Origin of the sequence: Amygdalobacter indicium (assembly GCF_029101545.1) — a bacterium.
GTDB classification, from domain to species: domain Bacteria; phylum Bacillota; class Clostridia; order Saccharofermentanales; family Fastidiosipilaceae; genus Amygdalobacter; species Amygdalobacter indicium.
This window is the reverse complement of sequence record NZ_CP118866.1, coordinates 1,061,577-1,079,606: the sequence shown is the minus strand read 5'-3', so window position 1 is coordinate 1,079,606 and position 18,030 is coordinate 1,061,577. Positions and strand designations below refer to the sequence as shown.

The following is an 18,030-nucleotide window of genomic DNA, read 5'->3' as shown; positions in this document are numbered from 1 at the left end:
TGCTATAATTGGTTTGCTTTTTTAGACATGCTTTTTGAAGGAGTTGGAGAATGGTCTACGTAATTGCAGTTTTAGATGTTATTATTTGTGTAGCTTTAGTTGCGCTGGTTATGATGCAGGAAGGTAGCAGTACAGGTTTAGGAATTATTGGCGGCGGCGCAGATACATTCTTCGGTCATAACAAAGGACGCAGTATGGATTCGTTGCTGAAGAAAGTGACAACTGTACTTGTCGGAGTTTTAATTGTCTTGACTGTTGTTTTGAATTTTATTATTCAATAACATAACACGAAGAAGATTTGAAGATAGAGGCGGTCGTATCAGCGGCTGCCTTTTTTATTACAAGGAGAAAAAATTGTTAAAAACAAGAATAGAATTTATTAGGGATTTCATGCAGAAACAGGTGGAATTTCCCGCAGAGTGTCAAAGTGAAAGTGAAGCGTTGCCGCGAGGGGTCAATCACGGAGCGTTAACTAGAATGTTTGCCTGTAATCGGCGAGATTTAAGAGATTTACCGACTATGACTGTTGACGGTCGGGAAGCTAAGGATTTGGACGATGCTGTTTCTTTGACGACGGATAGTAATGCCTGGCGGCATCTGTTCGTGCATATTGCCGATGTCAGCCATTATGTACGCGCCAATACGGCGCTTGATCGGGAAGCTTATGCTCGGGGCAACAGTTATTATTTAGGTGAAACGGTCTTGCCGATGTTGCCGCACCGCTTGTCGGATGATTTGTGTTCATTGAATCCGGATACGGATAAATTGACGTTGACAGTTGAACTGATTTATGACGCGGACGGTAATTTCCGCGGCGGCGATGTCTATGAGTCGGTGATCAGGAGCGATCTTCGGGCCGTTTATACCGACCTTTATAATTATTTCGGTCAAGGAGAGTTGGAAGACGATTTAGCTTACGAAAAATTAAGCGCCGGACAATTACAAAATATGCCGAAGAAATACAGACAGCTGGCGCCGATGATTTGCCTTGCCAAAAAGTTGGCGGCCGAATTGGCGCGCAGACGGCAGCAAAAAGGTTCGATTATGTTCGATTTGCCGGAATTGAGCTTTGAATTCAATGAGCAACATCAACCTGTTTTTGCCGGTAAACATGAAATAACCTGGGCCAATCGCCTGATAGAAGAATTTATGATTGCGGCCAATGAATTTGTCGCCGCTTATGCGCAAGAACACGAAATACCGATTGTTTATCGAACCCACGGCTTACCGGAGGCGGATAAATTTACCGCTTTCTTAACTTTAGCTCGCAGTCTGAACGCTAAAATGCCGCGTCATTTCAACAATCTTACACGGCTGCAGCCGAAGGATGTCAGCAGATTTTTAGAGTTGAATGAAGAACATCCGGCTTTCACCACCTTGCAAACGATGCTTTTGCGCAGTCAGGCTAAAGCTGTTTACCAAAAAGAGCCTGCCGGGCATTTCGGCTTGGCTTTGGCGGATTACTGTCATTTTACCTCACCTATCAGACGCTACAGTGACCTTTTGACACATAGAGCTTTGAAAAATTATTGGCATAATCGCAGCAATCGGCGTCTGGCTAAACATTTAGCAGAAACCTGCAGCTATATTTCCGAACAGGAGCGTAATGCTATAGTCATGGAAAGAGATGTCGATGCGATGCTGTCGGCAGAATATATGCATAATTTTATCGGAGCGAATTATAACGCTAAAATCAGCGGCTTTGTCCAGCACGGTTTGTTTTTGAGTTTGGATAATGCGATTGAAGGCTTTTTGGCTTTCAAGAATCTGGCGGATCATTTTGTTTTTCTGCCGGAAAAAATGCAAGCTGTAGGTATGCGTTCACATACAGTTTTGCGTTTGGGCGAGTCGCTGAAAGTCGAGTTGTCTGCTGTTAATTTGGAAAGTTATTTAATTGATTTTATACCGCTCGACCCTTATTTAGGCAAAAAACCGGTAAAGAACAAGTCGAAGAAAGCGTTAAAAAAAGCAATCATTAAAACCAAGAAGGAGTTAAGCAGGAGCGCATCCAAGTCCACTAAAGCCAAAGCTAAATCCAAAGCCAAAGTTAAGGGCGCAAAGAAGGCGCCAAAACAGCGTAAGTTGCGTTAAAATAGGATAACTACAAGGAATAGAGAAGTTTTACGGGAGAAACGGGTGTGCAGGAACAAGGAACAACAGCAAGAATAATTTTTAAGATTATCACTTTAGGCTGTCGGGTAAATCGTTATGAGTCGGATGCCATCAGCCAGCAGCTGCAAAGTTACGGGTGGGAAGATCAGGACTTGATTGAAGACGGAGAGAGTTTACCGCAGGTGTATATCATTAATACTTGCGGTGTGACGCAGGAAGCTGCCCGTAAATCACGGCAGATGGTTCATAAATGCCTGAAAAACAATCCGGCAGCTTATGTGGTTGCTGTCGGTTGTCAAGTTGATTTAGCCCAAGACACTTTGGGTGCCCATATGGGAATAGGCAATGACGACAAAAATAATGCCGCTCAATTGGTTTATCGGCAGTATCGGGATTTTTTAGAGCAAAAAGGAGTGACTTATCCTACCGTTTTAATTCCGGTAAAACAGGCGAGTTGTACTTTTTCCGACTACGGTATTGTCCGTAAACAACATGAAACCCGTGCTTTCATTAAAATTCAGGACGGCTGCCAACTTAACTGCTCTTATTGCGCCATTCCTTTGGCTCGAGGTCCGGTTAGAAGTCGACCTTTGGATAAAATTGTGGAAGAAGCAACAATGCTTCTGGCCAACGGCTTTAAAGAAATTGTTTTAACCGGTATTCATATATCATCATATGGCCTTGATTGGCGCAAAAGCGGGATTAATCTCAGTTTAATAGATGTTTTGCGTGCAATTGATCTCCTGCCGGGTTTGCAAAGGCTGCGCTTAGGCTCTTTGGAACCGCGTTTAATAAATAAGAAATTTATTGCCGATATTGCCGATTTACAACATTTAACCCCGCATTTCCACTTGTCGCTCCAAAGCGGATCAGATACGGTTTTAAGACGGATGCGTCGTCGATATACGACCGGAGAATACAGTCGCGCCATTGATTTATTGAAAAATTTGTATAAGGATTTGAACCTAACTACCGATATTATCGCCGGCTTTCCGGGTGAAACTTATGAAGAACATCAGGAAAGTATGCGCTATGTAGCGGCCAAGGGCTTTACGCATTTGCATGTTTTCCCCTTCAGCCGGCGAGCCGGCACTGTTGCCGACAGCTTGCCCAATCAATTGGATAACACTTTGAAACGTGCTCGGACCAAAGAGTTTATTAAGTTGAATAACGAATTATGGCGTGCCCGGGCAAAGACGGAAATCGGTCGGGAACATGAGGTTTTGCTGGAAGCGGCAATTGCACCTGAGCAATGCCTTAACAACATGCAACGACAGTTTTATCAGCTGCCTGATGTAGTAAAAGAAATGAACGGCTACAGCTTCAACTACTTGCCCGTGCGTGTGTTTTTTACTTCACAGCAGCAAGTTGACTTATATCGCTGCAACGATTTGGTCAAAGTTGTTATTTTCAGTTATGACGGCGATAATTTGTTCGGTAAAATTGTTTGATTTTTGCCTTTTCGAACCGGTTATGCGGAAACAGTTTTTGCAGCCGAAACAGCGGTTAAGATTACGTCGTTTACAATTGAGAAATAACAGGAAAAATATATGAAACATGATATAATGTTGTAATATATTGTAATTTCTCCAAAGGAGTGAAGTATGACCAACAACAATACAGCCCGTTTTGATTTACGCTTGGATAAGAACAGTGAAGCTGAGCAGATCATGCAAGAGGTGCTTCTGGCTTTAGAAGAGAAAGGTTATAATCCGATTAACCAATTGGTAGGATATTTTCTTTCGGGTGATCCGACTTATATTACCAATCATCGAGGCGCTCGGGCCGTTATTCGTCGCATGGAACGGGATGAACTGTTGGAAGTTATAGTGCGCATGTATTGTGAACAGCTGCGCAGTAAGAGATGAGCAGAGTTTTAGGTATTGATTACGGTTCGGTACGAATCGGTGTGGCCATAAGCGATCCGATGGGTCTATTTGCCCGCGGTATTCGTACAATTCCGAATAAACAGGGAGCTTTACCGCAAATAATTGAGGAATTACTTGATCTTATTAAACTTCAGGAAGTAAGCGAGATAGTGGTCGGTTTACCCAGGAGAACCGACGGCAAGGTATCGGAAAGCGAAATTGCAGCACGGGAATTCGGTACAACATTACAGGCGGCCGCCGGACTGCCTTTAACTTATTTCGATGAACGTTTCACGACGGTCATTGCCCATCAAATTTTGAATGCCAGTGCCAAAAAGCGTAACAGTCAGGCTAAGCGGCAGGTTGTTGATCAAATAGCGGCGGAGATAATATTACAGAATTATTTGGACAGCCGACGCTGAATTGTTTTTCGTTTCCAAATAGTTAAAATTGAGCGAGGAGGCGAAGTATGCAGAAATTTCTGAAAATTCGCGGAGCTAAGGAACATAATTTACAAAATATAGACATCGATTTGCCCCGGGAAAAATTAATAGTTATGACCGGTTTGAGCGGTTCTGGTAAATCGTCCTTGGCTTTTGATACAATTTTCGCGGAAGGACAAAGAAGGTATGTTGAATCATTGTCAACTTATGCCAGAATGTTCCTCGGACAGAGCCATAAACCTGATGTCCAGTCGATCAGCGGTTTGAGCCCTACAGTTGCCATTGATCAAAAAACCAATTCACATAATCCGCGTTCCACCGTCGGAACAGTAACGGAAGTGTACGATTATCTCAGACTTTTATTCGCACGTTTGGGCAAGGCCCACTGTCCGCGTTGTCGACAGCCTATTTCCCATTTATCTCCGGATGAAATTTTACAGGCAATCAGGCAGTACGAAGAGGGCAGTCGTTTGTTGATTTTGGCTCCGTTGGTTTTAGGCGCTAAAGGCGAGTATAAAAAACTGTTAAATGATTACCACGAAAAAGGTTACGTACGTTTCTTTATCGACGGTCAAATTTACGACCTTGACGACAGCCCGGTTAATTTGGATAAGCAAAAAAAACATACAATTGCCGTTGTTGTCGACCGCATTATTTTGCGTTACGGTGATTTGGCCCGGGTGGCTGCCTCTGTTGAAAATGCTTTGAAATTGGCGAACGGTATTCTGTTCGTGAAAAATTTGAGCAATTCTGCAACGACGGCAACTTTAGCCTCATTCAGTCAAGCAGATCTTGGAACATTATTTTCCACAATTAATGCTTGCCCGACCTGTCATATAAGTATCGGCAAGATTGAACAACGCCTTTTTTCTTTCAACAATCCTCAAGGCGCCTGCCCGGAATGTAAAGGTTTAGGTTCGTTCAAAAGTGTCGATCAACAGGCGGTTGTCGCCCATCCGGAACGGTCTTTGAAGGCCGGTGCTATACAGGCGCCCGGTTGGAATTACGGCAATAATTACGGCACGGCCCTTTTACAGGCTCTGGCCGATTATTACAAAATAGATTTGGACAAACCTTGGCAGGAGCTTGCACCGGAAACCAGAAATTTAGTGCTTTATGGTAACAATAACGAGCTGATACCGGTCGATACATCGAAATTTCACTTCAAAACCGCTTCCAATCAACGGAGTTTCGAAGGCATTATCAACAGCCTCAATCGTCGCTATTGGGAAAACATCAACAGTTCGGAAATTACAGCCATTTATGAACCTATAATGCGGGAAACGCTTTGTCCGAAATGCCACGGTCAACGCCTGAACGAACAGGCACTTTCCGTTTATTATTGTGACAAAAATATAGCTGAATTATGTGCGCTGCCGCTGAATGAGCTTTACACTTTTTTGGCTGACAGTAAAAAGACGTTAAGTGCCAATGAAAATAAAATTGCCGATAAATTGTTGGAAGCTATATTGAATCGCCTGTCGTTCATGCTGGAAGTAGGACTTTCTTATTTGACTTTATCGCGTGCCGCTATGACTTTAAGCGGCGGTGAAGCGCAAAGAATCCGCTTGGCCACCCAAATCGGAGCCGGTTTGACCGGTGTTATTTACATTCTGGATGAACCGTCCATCGGCTTGCATCAACGAGACAATACCCGTTTGCTTAAAAGCTTACAGCGTTTGAAAGATTTAGGAAATACGGTAATTGTAGTTGAACACGACGAGGAAACTATGCTCAAATCCGATTATCTGGTAGATTTGGGACCGGGAGCGGGGAAAAACGGCGGTCGGATTGTGGCGCAGGGTACACCGGAGGAGGTCATGCAAAATCCCGCATCTTTGACCGGGGCTTATTTGTCCGGTAAAAAGTTCATTCCTTATAATCCGGTAAAACGTCGCGGCAACGGGAAATTTCTGCAGATTGTTAAAGCTTCCTGTCATAATCTGCGCGATGTCACGGTGGAATTTCCTTTGGGTAAATTTATTGCTGTAACGGGAGTGTCAGGCTCAGGTAAATCCAGTTTAATCAACAGTACGCTGTTGCCGGCTTTACAGGCTAAATTAAACAAATCAACTTTAATGCCGGCGAATTTACAGGCAATAAATAATTGTGAAAATATAGATAAAGTCATCAATATTGACCAATCGCCTATCGGGCGCACACCTCGAAGCAATCCGGCAACTTATACCGGCGTATTCGACCGCATTCGCGAATTATTCGCCGCGATGCCTTTGGCCCGGGCCAGAGGATATAAAGCCGGAAGATTCAGCTTTAACGTCAGCGGCGGTCGCTGCGAGGCGTGCAAGGGTGACGGCGTCAAATGCATTTCCATGAACTTTTTGCCGGATGTTTATGTGGATTGTGATGTTTGCCACGGTAAACGTTATCAATCGAATACTTTGGAAGTTCAGGTCAACGGAAAAAACATAGCGGATGTCCTGGAAATGGATATTGCGACAGCTTACGATTTTTTTGCCGCTTATCCGGCAATTACCGGAAAATTGCAGGCTTTAATTGATGTAGGCTTGGGTTATTTGAGCTTGGGGCATAATTCCACGTTGCTCTCCGGCGGTGAAGCTCAACGGGTTAAATTGGCGGCAGAACTGGCGAAAAAATCAACCGGTTCTACCTTTTACATTCTGGACGAACCGACAACCGGTTTACATATCGACGACGTGGCCCGCTTAATTAATATATTGCAAAAATTAGTTGACCAAGGTAATACAGTACTGGTAATCGAACATAATCTGGATGTAATTAAAGTAGCCGATTATATTATTGATTTAGGTCCTGAAGGCGGAATTAACGGCGGTCAAGTCATAGCGACGGGAACTCCGGAGGAAGTTATGGCTGATAAAAATTCATATACGGGAGAGTATTTAGCTAAAATGATTAAAGCTGCCGCAAATGATGGTGTCAAAGCCTGATTTTAAGTTATAATGAGAAAAATTGAATGAGCAACGAATAATAAGTGCAAAACGAAAGAGGCGAAAATGAATCCTTTTAATGCTTTCGGCAAAATAGAGCCGTGTGATATCTGCCATGAGAATGTAGCTGTTATGCATGTTATCAGACCGGGCAAATCGATGAAGCTGTGCATAAGCTGTGCTTTTAAGGAAGGCTTTGTCAATAAGGATAAAGAATTGCAAAAAGCCTTTGAAACTATGGGAATTACGCCGGAAAATGCTGATATGTACAATACTAAAATGAAAGATGCGCAGGAAATGTTCCCTGACGGTGATATCAGTGCCGCTATGGAGGAAACTTTCGGTAACAGTTCGCCGGAAGAGGTATTCAATCAAATCCAGGAATATTTTTCCCATGGCGGAGAAAAAACCGATCGCAAAAAAGACGGTAAGAAAGAAGAAGCCGATCCTGTCGGAAATACGGCCGCTTTAGCGAAAAAACTGGAGAAAGATGCCGCTGCAATTTTAGATAAAATTCCGGACAAGCCGGCGATTACTTCTCCGGCAGAAAAATTTAAGGACGATAAAGATGATAACTTTGCCGCTGCGGCGGAAGAAGCTGACGATGCTGCCGGCGATTCCAATTCCATGTTCGCCGATTTACCTTTTATGGCGGAAGAAAAGCAGTCCGGCAGTGCCGAAACGAGCGGGAAATTAAAATTTTTACCGAAGTACGCCTTGAATCTGAATGAAGAAGTTAAGGCCGGTAAAATTGACCATCTGATCGGGCGAAAGACGGAATTAGCCCGTTTAATACAAATATTAAATCGTAGAAATAAAAATAATCCGGTACTTTTAGGTGAACCGGGTGTCGGTAAAACGGCTTTAGCTGAAGGTTTGGCCGAAGCAATCGTTAAAGGTGAGGTGCCGGGAAAGCTGGCGGATTTTACCGTTTACCTGTTGGATATGACTTCATTGGTCGCCGGTACACAATTTCGCGGTCAGTTTGAAAATAGACTGAAGGGTGTTGTGGATGAGGTTAAGAGCTTAGGCAAAATCATATTGGTAATTGATGAGCTGCATAATATCATGGGCGCCGGCAATTCGGAGGGCGCAATGAATGCCGCCAACATTCTGAAACCGGCTTTAGCTCGAGGTGAGTTGCGAATTATCGGTTCAACTACTTTGGCGGAATATCGGAAATCAATTGAAAAAGATACGGCTTTGGAACGTCGCTTTCAGCCGATAATTGTCAAAGAACCGAATAAAGCGGATACTTTGGCGATGCTGTATGATAAGCGTGATTATTTGCAGGATTATCATTATGTCACTTATTCAGATCAAGTGATTCAAGCGACATATGACTTGGCGGAACGTTACATTACGAACCGTTTTTTCCCGGATAAAGCGATCGATATTTTGGACGAGGCCGGTTCACAGGCTAATTTACATAACAAATATTTGAATATTTATCAAAGAGCTTGGAAAAAGGCAAAAAGTCTGAAAGCACAAATTAAAGCGACAGAAGATTTGATTGCCAATGCCGGGGAAGTGCAAAACTCCAATAAGAGCCGATTGAATACAGCAGAAGATGAGACGGCGGAACAGGCACAAGCAGATTTGGCCAAGAGCTTGAACAAAATGTATGCCGCTTTGGCGGGCTTAAAAGCCAATTTGGCGCAGGAAGAGGAGATTATTCGGGACAGTGAGAGTCATTTGACCCGTACGGCCATTAAATTCAGCGATATAGCGGCTGTTATTGAGCAGTGGACAGGAATTCCCGTGAAAGAAATCAGTGAGAGTGACAGTGAACGGCTCTTGCATTTGGCCTCCCGCCTGGAAGAGAAGGTTATCGGTCAACATGAAGCTATAGTTGCTTTAGCTCAAGCTATTAAACGGCAACGCTTAGGTCTGAGCAGCGCGGAAAAACCGATATCATTTATTTTTGTCGGCCCGACAGGTGTCGGCAAAACCGAATTGGTCAAAACTTTGGCTGCCTGCATGTTCGGACGCAAGGATGCTTATATCAGATTGGATATGTCGGAATATATGGAATCTCATACCGTTTCTAAAATGATAGGTTCGCCTCCCGGTTATGTCGGTTATGAAGATGCCGGTCAGCTGACGGAAAAAGTAAGGCGTAATCCTTACAGTGTCATTCTTCTGGATGAAATTGAAAAAGCGCACAAAGATGTCTTCAATATTTTGCTGCAGATTTTGGATGAAGGACGTTTGACGGACAGCCAGGGGCGTACGGTTAATTTCCGTAATACGATAATTGTGATGACCAGTAACGCCGGAACGGGCTTTAAACAAGCTAAAATCGGTTTCGGTGCAGACAGCTATGATTCTTTGGAACAGCAGGTTCAGACGGCTTTACAGGAACATTTCCGCCCGGAATTCCTTAATCGTGTGGACGAAATTATTATTTTCCGCCATTTGCAGATTAAGGAAATTCGGCAAATTATCGCATTGATGTTGCGGGAGTTGAATCAGGCTTTGCAAAGTAAAAAACTGCAAATTGTTTTATCCGACAAAGCGCAGAATTTATTGGCGGCTTTGGGTTATGATGAACGTTACGGCGCCCGACCGCTTAGGAAAACTTTGACGGCTTATGTGGAGAACCGTTTGGCCGATTATTATTTGCAGGAAAAATTGGTAAATGTCCATGATTTAACGGTGGAAGTCCCGCAGGAGGCGGAAGCTGCCTGCGCCGATTACAGCACTTTGTGTACGACAGATAAGAAGTGTCTGCAGGCCTGGGCCGGAAAATTACGCTTCCTGAACGGAACTGTCGAGCTGCCGCCGGCAACTGAATATTAGAAATACAGGCTTACTTCGTTCATTTGACGGGGTAAGTCTTTTTTTTGTCCCGATTTTGCCTGCAAATGTCAATTGCGTATAAATTTGCAAATTTGCAAACTGTAACTATATTCAGAGGCATAAGTTACTTTATCCTTCTCTCCGGTCCGAAAATATTGAACACTTGAGGCGAAGATGACAAAGTGTCATTTTGCAAATGAATATTATTTGCAAATCTTGCATTGAGGAATAATTTAGCTTATAATGTTGCCGTTTCATAAATTTATTTATTGCATTTGCCTGAATTTAGGCATTTGCGACAATAGAAAGGGCTTTTATATGAAAAAGCATTTGACAGCAGCATTGTCATTATTATTGGCAATGGGTTTATTGGTTTCGTGCTCCGACAGTAAGAAACCCACTAAGGACGTAGCAAGCAAGGCTACAAGCGCAGCTAAGAAGGATACCAAAGAGTCCAAGAAGGACACGAAGGAATCCAAAAAAGATACAAAAGAGACTAAGGCAGCCGCCAAAGCCGAGAAAATGTCTTTGAAAGACTGGGCAGGTACCTGGAACAGCATCGAAGGTTATTACACGGTGCCGGAAGTTAAGAAGGCGATGGAAGCTAAGGCCAAAGAGCTGAAGAAGAGCTTCGATGAGTTCAAGAAAGAAAAATCGAAAGAATGCCATGTCGAGTGGTTAGGCATGAAGATTGATGATAACAGCATTACTTTCCTGGATAACTTCGCTTCCAACAAGGGCAAGGCAATTGAGAAAGTTGAATATACTTTCAAAGAGCTTAAGCAGGTAGGTAAAGAGGGTGAAGAACATTCACAATGGGCAGTCTTTGAAGCCAAAGACAAGAAAGCCAAACATCCTCTGTTGTTGATGATGCCGGTACACGGTGAGAATGAAATTACTCACTTCCATATCCGTTACGGCAAGAGCGTCGACGAAATGCTGAAGATGGACAGCTGGTGGCCGGTAATGGCTAAAGATTCCAGTACTATGGCTCAAGTTATTACTGAAGTAACTCATTAATGTTCGGTTATAACAGCTTGTGACAGAAGCTCGCATTATGCGGGCTTTTGTTGCATTTGCAAATTATAACGGGCCCGACTTTGCTGCTTTATTGCGGCATTGCAGGCTAAAATATAGAGAATTTTCACATGAGAAAAAAATTATTGCGTTGCCTGGCGGGGCTTGTATCATGCTGTTTACTTGCTGCCTGTCACGGTACTTCTAACAAAGAAAATGAAAAGAAACCGTTGGTATATACGTCATTTTTCCCGATTTATGATTTAGTGAAGCAAGTGGCGGGAGATACTCTGGATGTTCGCTCCTTTATGCCGGCCAATGTCGATCCGCATATGTGGGAACCGACAGCGAAAAATATGAAAGACCTTTCCCACGCCGATATTCTATTTGTCAATGGTGCGAATATGGAACATTGGGTAGATAAGGTCAAACATAATTTACCGAATCTGAAAGTTGTAACTTTGTCGGACAAAATTCGCCTGATAACCTATCGCGGCGCGGCGGCTATGGGTGATTTTCAATATATGACCAAAATTAATATATCGGCTGATGAAGTTTATAAATTTGAATTCGGTCATACCCATGAAGATATCATGCGTGTCTGTTTTGTCAAAAAAAAGCCTGAGCAAAGTCTTAAAGATGCGATTGCAGCAGCTAAAAAAACAATGGACCAAAAGGGCAAATTAACACCGCAGGAAAGTGAAATTGCCGTCCGGGAAAATACTGTTTATGCCTTGGAAATGGGACATGTCAGCGGCCGAGTTTATTTCAAAGTCCCTGAAAGCGGGGAATGGTACGTAGTTTCCGACAGAATATCTGAAAGACTGCTGCCGTATACTTTACAAACCAAGTCGAAAAAACTTTTGGAAAAGGAAGATGTTTTAACAAGTTCCACTTCCGGTCAGGATAAAATAACCTATGATCCGCATTCATGGCTCTCATTGAATAATGCCAAATTTTATCTCAATTATATTTATGATGTTTTGCAAAACGCTTATCCGGATAACAAAACTTTATATGGTAAACGGCGCTTTCAAGCTATTGATAAATTGACCGATATTCAGGCCCATTATGCGGAGAAATTTAAGGCCTTGGAGCATAAAGAATTTTTAGTAACTCACTATGCCTGGGAATATTTGGCCAGAGAGTACGGACTGCAGCAATATCCTTTGCAAGGCTTGATTTCCACGGAATCGCCCAGTTTGAAAACTATTCGCAAAGCGATTAATTACTGCAAGGAAAAGAAGATTAATACCATATTCTATGAGACCAATCAACCGCCGAAAGAAGCTAAAACTTTAGCTGCCGAAATCGGCAACGGTAAATTTGTGGACCTCACGAGTATGGAATATGTCCAGCCGGGCAAAAAGAATGAAACAGGCGCTTATACTCGAATAATGGCGCAAAATTTGCACAAGCTTTATGTAGCGTTAGGTGGAGAAGAAAATGAGTCAGATAAAAATTAAGAATGTCAGCTTCGGCTATAATCAGGATTTAATTCTGAAAAATATAAATTTTCAAGAAGAAAAAGGTGAAATAGTTGCTATTCACGGAGAAAACGGCAGCGGTAAAAGCACACTTTTGAAATTGCTTCTGGGACAATTGAAACCCGCTTGCGGTGAAATTTATTTGTTGGATGAAAATATCAGCAAGTTCAAAAATTTTGCTGCTGTCGGTTATGTACCGCAAGTTCAAAGTTTCAACGGGATAACTTTTCCGATTACCTGTACAGAGATTGTCGTTCTGAATTTGTATCGGCAATTCGGTTTCTTTAAGATTCCTTCAGCAGCTTTGAGGAAAAAAGCCGAAGATATTTTGTGCGAGATGGGTTTGGAGCATTACTTGCATGTACCTTATAATCGCCTTTCAGGCGGCTTCAAACAACGGACATTAATTGCTCGAGCGATGATTAATGAACCGCAATTATTAATTCTGGATGAGCCGACAGCCGGTGTCGATCAAAATAGTAAAATTAATTTTCTGGAATTAGTTGCTCGTACCAATAAAGAGAAAAAAACTACTATATTGATCGTTACGCACGAGATGGACCTGATCAAAGAATATTTGCCGTTGAGTGCGTCTTATAAAATGACTGAGGGAGGCTTAATAAAATGTTAGAATTTGCATTTATGCGCCATGCTTTAATTGCCGGTCTGTGCCTGTCCATTATTATTCCGATGATCGGTATTGTCATGGTTAACCGTAAAACCAGTATGATAGGAGATGCTCTGTCTCACGCTTCTTTATCCGGTGTGGCTATGGGACTGATTTTAGGATTCGAGCCTGTTTGGGGCGTAATTATTGTTTGTTTAATCGGTGCCTTCTGCATTGAGTATATTAGACAAAAGTTTCCGCATTACGGTGATATGGCTACAGCGGTTATTACCAGCGCCGGTTTAGGTATTGCCGCCGTTTTGTCAAAATTTGCTCCCGGCGGTAATACTTTCGACAGTTACTTGTTCGGCAGTATTTCGGCTGTAACTTTACAAGATGTAATCGGTGTGCTGGTCGTTTTCGTTTTAGTTGTTGCTGTCAGCATAATTTATTATGCTGCTCTGCTCGATATTGCTATTGATACCGATTTGGCCCGCTTGGCCGGTGTTAACGTTCGTTTGGTCAACACGATATTCACATTTTTGGCAGCGATAACCATTGCCTTAAGTTGTAAAATCGTCGGCGCTTTGTTGGTTTTGTCAATTCTGGTTTTGCCGGTGGCTACAGCTTTGATTGTCAGTTGCAGTTATAAGGGAACTTTTATCATGGCCGTAATTTTAGGCGTAATTTATACGATGTGCGGAATTATCTTCTCTTATTACTATGATGTACCGACCGGCGGAGCGATTGTTATCTTGGCGATAATAGGAATGTTACTTGTCGGCTTATATAAGAAAATCAGGTTGATTTTGCATTGAAGGCAAAAGTTTGTTAAATTAGGCGTAGTTGCGAAATTTTATCAATTTTGCGACTATGCCTATTTTTATTGCTTTTAATCCGACGGCAGGAGAAATTCAAGTGGATATTAAAACTTTGAGCGCTTTAGGTGTGCGTAATCTGATTTTGCGGGAAAACGGTGAGATAATTGACGCTTGGCAACAGGAAGCCGAGCGCTATTTTAACCAATATTCCGTGGCGAAAAGTTTTACGGCCATTGCCTGTCTGCAAGCCGTAGAAAACGGTGTTTGGGATTTACAGACTAATGTTTATGACTTAGTAAAAGATATTTTGCTGCAGACGAAGATACCGGAATTTTCTAAAAGATTGCAGGCGGCCGATTTGGAAAAACCGCAAGCTGATATCCCTGAATCGCTCGCGTTACGGCAGCTGACTGTACATGATCTTTTATCTATGCAAAGCGGTTTTGCAGAAGCTCATATGTTCAGCGAGGAAAGAGAGCAATTACGGCAGAAAAAATGTTTTAACTGGTTGGATTATTGCCTGCATTTGCCTTTTGCTCAAAGCCCGGGAACTGCTTTTTTATATACTAATGCAGCCTACTATCTTGCATCTGTACTCTTACAAGTTCAATTGCAGCAGCGCCTGAGTCGTCAACTTCAAGCTGTTTTTCAAGCTGTCGGGGTGGAAAAAGTTAAGTGGTTGCAGGATCCTTCCGGCTATGAATTCGGGGCGAGCGACTTATTTTTGACAACGGCTCAATTGAGTTCCTGGGGTGAAATTTTACGCAAAAATGACGGCAGTTTGTTGGCACGCAATGCTATTAAGCGGGCTACTTGTGAAAAACATGTCGATATTTCTGCAACTACAGCTTACGGTTACGGATTTCGTATATATGTTGACGGCACTTACAGCGCTGACGGCAAACACGGGCAATATTTGCTGGTTAACCCTGAAAAAGCTCGTACTTTGGCGGTCAACAGCGAAAGTACGGCAACAAGGCCTTTGAAAAAATATCTTTACGAGCTGATTACAACTTAATTGGCCGATCAGGGAAGTCGCCAATCAATGGCCGTCAAACCGTGCTCCTGCAAAAACTTATTAGCCAGCTCGAAGTGGCCGCAACCGTGAAAACCGCGATAAACTGCCAAAGGACTGGGATGACTGGTACACAAAAACAAATGATCAGCCCGCTTAACTTCGGGCATCAGACTTTGAGCCTGCTTCCCCCAAAGCATAAAAACCAACGGTCGATTAACAGCATAAAGCTCCGCTAAAATATGACTTGTAAAAATCTCCCAGCCTTTATTTTGATGACTTAGAGGTTGATTTTCCCTGACCGTCAGAATCCGATTCAACAGGAACACGCCCTGCCGGGCCCAAGGTGTCAAATCGCCGCTTGTCCGCACCCCCGTCTCGTTTTTCGCAGCATATTACTTCTTGCATGACGGAGTATTTCAGAATAAACCCTTTTGCCGGATGGTTTATAGGTTTAAGTATTTCTTTTGGACTAGCAGTAATTACATTTCCAATTTCAGGGAAAGTATTATCTTAAAAAATTGATGTTATAGGGATAAATTCAAAGATTATTATGCCGATTGCTTATATTTTTGCACCTATCATTTTTGTTTTTGCATTAATAAAAAAAATAAGTAAAAATTGGAAATTGATTATTCCTTGATTTTGTTTGTGTAAAATTGTAAAATATAAATATAAATCAAAGAAACAGCTCTTTGGTTAAACAAAGTAAAGGAGGGCTACGCAATGGGAAAAATGAAAAAATGGTATCGGTGTTATTGGCATTTGTGATGATGGTTGGATTCACAGTACCTAAGCCAATTTAGTGGCAACTGCCGGGCAGTTAGCATTGGTAGCTTATAATTGTAGGGGAGAATGGTAAACTGAAAATCTGATAAAGGTGGTGTTCGGTATGAAAAATATTAATCCTCAGAGATATAAGAATGGAGATTATTCAGTATAAGAAATTTTAGTTATTAAGTTTCTTATGAATGCTTATACAAAAAATATATCAAAAGGAGAGATATTAAAATGAAAAATTATTGTAAAAAAACATTTTTAGGCTTATTAGCGTTTGCGATATTATTTAGTACTTTAACTAATATAGTTCCAGTGTATGCAAGTGAAGATGTTAATAATAAAAGCTACACCATTACAAATGAAATTGCATCTAACTTTAGAAATATATCAGAAATAGCCTCAAAGAGTTACGATGTAAAGGATATGGAACTAAAAGACTTTTACATTGAATTAGCAAAAAATGAAATCTATAATAAAAATATTGTAATAAAAGGAGGAATAGATAATTTAAACTTCAACGAAATAAATGTTGTTAAGTCAAATATTGATGGAAAATATTATACATCGGTTAATGTTTCGGTTGGAGGGGAATATAGTCTTTTAAGTAACTTAAACATAATGTTTAATGAAAATGATACTTTTGAGGGATATACTGAAACATTAATTTATAATAATGATAAACTTGATAAGTTTATCATTGATAACTATCAAAATGGAAAATTAATAGAACATAAGCAAACAGATATTGACTACATTAATAATGGACAGATAAGAGAAGGTATACGAGGGTTAAAGGATATAGGTGCAGAACAATACAATAAAAGTTGGTATGATAAAGTAGGTTGTATTGCAGCGTTGTTGGGAGTTAATGGAACGGTGGCATACTTAATAGCTGGAACTTGTACTGCGGCATGTCTTGCTGAACCGGTAGGAGGTGCAGTTTGTGCAGCATGCATAGGAGGTGTATGTGTTTTAGGAGCAGCTGACATTGGTGCAATAGTTGCTTGTTTCAAACTATAGGAGGTATTCGGTTATGTCAGATGAAAAAAAGAAAGCGATATTTGTATTTTGTGTTTGTATATTAGGAGCAATAGCTATTTTGTGTGTTCCTTTATTATTTAAAATATTTAGGTAAGAGGAAAATGGTTAGTCATAATATCTAATCAATAATTGAAAGGCGATATTTTTTGTCGCCTTTCTGCTTATAAAAATCTACTGTTGTTCTCGATAAACAAGGTAGTTTAGTATTTAATGACTTTGACGAAATAACGAAAGTGAAGAAGTTATTAAAATTGGATTGGCATATAATGAAATGTACAGGGCAGAAAAATAAGGTAATAATGGCAAAAGTCCGATAGATATATTAGATGCACAGTGCAAAACGCACGATAAGTGTTATGAAAAAAAGGGGATGTGGAATAGTTCTTGTGATGTAGATCTTGCCTATAATATTGCTAGAAATTTTGGAGCAATAAATAAGATAGGATGGCATGCAAGAACTTGTACATGATCTTTTATCTATGCAAAGCGGTTTTGCAGAACCTCATATGTTCAGCGAGGAAAGAGAGCAATTACGGCAGAAAAAATGTTTTAACTGGTTGGATTATTGCCTGCATTTGCCTTTTGCTCAAAGCCCGGGAACTGCTTTTTTATATACTAATGCAGCCTACTATCTTGCATCTGTACTCTTACAAGTTCAATTGCAGCAGCGCCTGAGTCGTCAACTTCAAGCTGTTTTTCAAGCTGTCGGGGTGGAAAAAGTTAAGTGGTTGCAGGATCCTTCCGGCTATGAATTCGGGGCGAGCGACTTATTTTTGACAACGGCTCAATTGAGTTCCTGGGGTGAAATTTTACGCAAAAACGACGGCAGTCTGTTGGCGCGCAATGCCATTAAGCGGGCTACTTGCGAAAAACATGTCGATATTTCTGCAACTACAGCTTACGGTTACGGATTTCGTATATATGCCGACGGCACTTACAGCGCTGACGGCAAACACGGGCAATATTTGCTGGTTAACCCTAAAAAAGCTCGTACTTTGGCGGTCAACAGCGAAAGTACGGCAACAAGGCCTTTGAAAAAATATCTTTACGAGCTGATTACAAATTGATTGGCCTGGAAGCAGGATGAGCGAGCAAAAGCTCTTGCTAAGG

The 18,030-nt window shown here is 41.7% G+C and carries 15 protein-coding genes; 14 read left to right on the top strand and 1 reads right to left on the bottom strand.

The window, feature by feature from the left end:
* Nucleotides 1-50: 50 nt before the first annotated feature.
* The 12 genes from secG (at nucleotide 51) to PYS60_RS04445 (ending at nucleotide 15,102) form a co-directional block, all read left to right on the top strand.
* Entirely contained in the window at nucleotides 51-281 is a 231-nt protein-coding gene (secG, locus tag PYS60_RS04500; protein WP_315568023.1) for a preprotein translocase subunit SecG, read from the top strand.
* 73 nt (nucleotides 282-354) lie between these two features.
* Nucleotides 355-2,091, top strand: coding sequence for a ribonuclease R family protein (locus PYS60_RS04495; protein WP_315568021.1), 1,737 nt, complete (start codon nucleotides 355-357; stop codon nucleotides 2,089-2,091).
* A gap of 47 nt (nucleotides 2,092-2,138) precedes the next feature.
* The gene (mtaB, locus tag PYS60_RS04490) at nucleotides 2,139-3,563 is read left to right on the top strand and encodes a tRNA (N(6)-L-threonylcarbamoyladenosine(37)-C(2))-methylthiotransferase MtaB (protein ID WP_315568019.1); all 1,425 of its coding nucleotides are present in this window, start codon (nucleotides 2,139-2,141) and stop codon (nucleotides 3,561-3,563) included.
* Nucleotides 3,564-3,716: 153 nt separating this feature from the next.
* Entirely contained in the window at nucleotides 3,717-3,980 is a 264-nt protein-coding gene (locus PYS60_RS04485; RefSeq protein WP_315568017.1) for an IreB family regulatory phosphoprotein, read from the top strand.
* Entirely contained in the window at nucleotides 3,977-4,402 is a 426-nt protein-coding gene (gene ruvX, locus PYS60_RS04480) for a Holliday junction resolvase RuvX (protein WP_315568016.1), read from the top strand. The genes PYS60_RS04485 and ruvX overlap by 4 nt, the downstream gene beginning before the upstream one ends.
* A gap of 47 nt (nucleotides 4,403-4,449) precedes the next feature.
* Nucleotides 4,450-7,350 carry an excinuclease ABC subunit UvrA gene (gene uvrA, locus PYS60_RS04475; protein WP_315568014.1) on the top strand — a complete coding sequence of 967 codons (2,901 nt, stop codon included), beginning with the start codon at nucleotides 4,450-4,452 and terminating at the stop codon, nucleotides 7,348-7,350.
* 66 nt (nucleotides 7,351-7,416) lie between these two features.
* Nucleotides 7,417-10,152, top strand: a complete 2,736-nt coding sequence (locus PYS60_RS04470; protein WP_315568013.1) for an ATP-dependent Clp protease ATP-binding subunit — start codon at nucleotides 7,417-7,419, stop codon at nucleotides 10,150-10,152.
* 318 nt (nucleotides 10,153-10,470) lie between these two features.
* Entirely contained in the window at nucleotides 10,471-11,172 is a 702-nt protein-coding gene (locus tag PYS60_RS04465; protein ID WP_315568010.1) for a ZinT/AdcA family metal-binding protein, read from the top strand.
* Between the two features lie 128 nt (nucleotides 11,173-11,300).
* Nucleotides 11,301-12,635, top strand: a complete 1,335-nt coding sequence (locus PYS60_RS04460) for a metal ABC transporter substrate-binding protein (RefSeq protein WP_315568009.1) — start codon at nucleotides 11,301-11,303, stop codon at nucleotides 12,633-12,635.
* Nucleotides 12,616-13,287, top strand: coding sequence for a metal ABC transporter ATP-binding protein (locus PYS60_RS04455; protein WP_315568008.1), 672 nt, complete (start codon nucleotides 12,616-12,618; stop codon nucleotides 13,285-13,287). The genes PYS60_RS04460 and PYS60_RS04455 overlap by 20 nt, the downstream gene beginning before the upstream one ends.
* Nucleotides 13,281-14,081, top strand: coding sequence for a metal ABC transporter permease (locus PYS60_RS04450; protein WP_315568007.1), 801 nt, complete (start codon nucleotides 13,281-13,283; stop codon nucleotides 14,079-14,081). Before PYS60_RS04455 ends, PYS60_RS04450 begins: the two co-directional genes overlap by 7 nt.
* Nucleotides 14,082-14,136: 55 nt before the next feature.
* A complete protein-coding gene (locus PYS60_RS04445) occupies nucleotides 14,137-15,102 on the top strand; it encodes a serine hydrolase domain-containing protein (protein WP_315568006.1) in 966 nt (321 codons plus the stop codon).
* A gap of 8 nt (nucleotides 15,103-15,110) precedes the next feature.
* Here the strand turns inward: PYS60_RS04445 and PYS60_RS04440 are convergent, their stop codons facing one another.
* Complete coding sequence (locus PYS60_RS04440; protein WP_315568005.1) at nucleotides 15,111-15,470, bottom strand: uracil-DNA glycosylase; 360 nt, start codon at nucleotides 15,468-15,470, stop codon at nucleotides 15,111-15,113.
* Nucleotides 15,471-16,110: 640 nt separating this feature from the next.
* Here PYS60_RS04440 and PYS60_RS04435 point away from each other — a divergent pair.
* Together PYS60_RS04435 and PYS60_RS04430 are read left to right on the top strand one after the other, a co-directional pair.
* Entirely contained in the window at nucleotides 16,111-16,899 is a 789-nt protein-coding gene (locus tag PYS60_RS04435; protein WP_315568004.1) for a hypothetical protein, read from the top strand.
* Between the two features lie 470 nt (nucleotides 16,900-17,369).
* Nucleotides 17,370-17,987: a serine hydrolase gene (locus PYS60_RS04430; RefSeq protein ID WP_315568003.1), complete on the top strand. Its 618-nt coding sequence runs from the start codon at nucleotides 17,370-17,372 to the stop codon at nucleotides 17,985-17,987.
* Nucleotides 17,988-18,030 lie beyond the last annotated feature (43 nt).

What these genes read in the sequence shown, in the direction of transcription:
- uvrA (WP_315568014.1), top strand. Translation starts at nt 4,450, where the DNA reads ATGCAGAAATTTCTGAAAATTCGCGGAGCTAAGGAACATAATTTACAA.
- PYS60_RS04430 (WP_315568003.1), top strand. Translation starts at nt 17,370, where the DNA reads ATGCAAGAACTTGTACATGATCTTTTATCTATGCAAAGCGGTTTTGCA.
- PYS60_RS04450 (WP_315568007.1), top strand. Translation starts at nt 13,281, where the DNA reads ATGTTAGAATTTGCATTTATGCGCCATGCTTTAATTGCCGGTCTGTGC.
- PYS60_RS04460 (WP_315568009.1), top strand. Translation starts at nt 11,301, where the DNA reads ATGAGAAAAAAATTATTGCGTTGCCTGGCGGGGCTTGTATCATGCTGT.
- secG (WP_315568023.1), top strand. Translation starts at nt 51, where the DNA reads ATGGTCTACGTAATTGCAGTTTTAGATGTTATTATTTGTGTAGCTTTA.
- PYS60_RS04445 (WP_315568006.1), top strand. Translation starts at nt 14,137, where the DNA reads ATGCCTATTTTTATTGCTTTTAATCCGACGGCAGGAGAAATTCAAGTG.
- PYS60_RS04455 (WP_315568008.1), top strand. Translation starts at nt 12,616, where the DNA reads ATGAGTCAGATAAAAATTAAGAATGTCAGCTTCGGCTATAATCAGGAT.
- PYS60_RS04465 (WP_315568010.1), top strand. Translation starts at nt 10,471, where the DNA reads ATGAAAAAGCATTTGACAGCAGCATTGTCATTATTATTGGCAATGGGT.
- PYS60_RS04470 (WP_315568013.1), top strand. Translation starts at nt 7,417, where the DNA reads ATGAATCCTTTTAATGCTTTCGGCAAAATAGAGCCGTGTGATATCTGC.
- PYS60_RS04485 (WP_315568017.1), top strand. Translation starts at nt 3,717, where the DNA reads ATGACCAACAACAATACAGCCCGTTTTGATTTACGCTTGGATAAGAAC.
- ruvX (WP_315568016.1), top strand. Translation starts at nt 3,977, where the DNA reads ATGAGCAGAGTTTTAGGTATTGATTACGGTTCGGTACGAATCGGTGTG.
- PYS60_RS04435 (WP_315568004.1), top strand. Translation starts at nt 16,111, where the DNA reads ATGAAAAATTATTGTAAAAAAACATTTTTAGGCTTATTAGCGTTTGCG.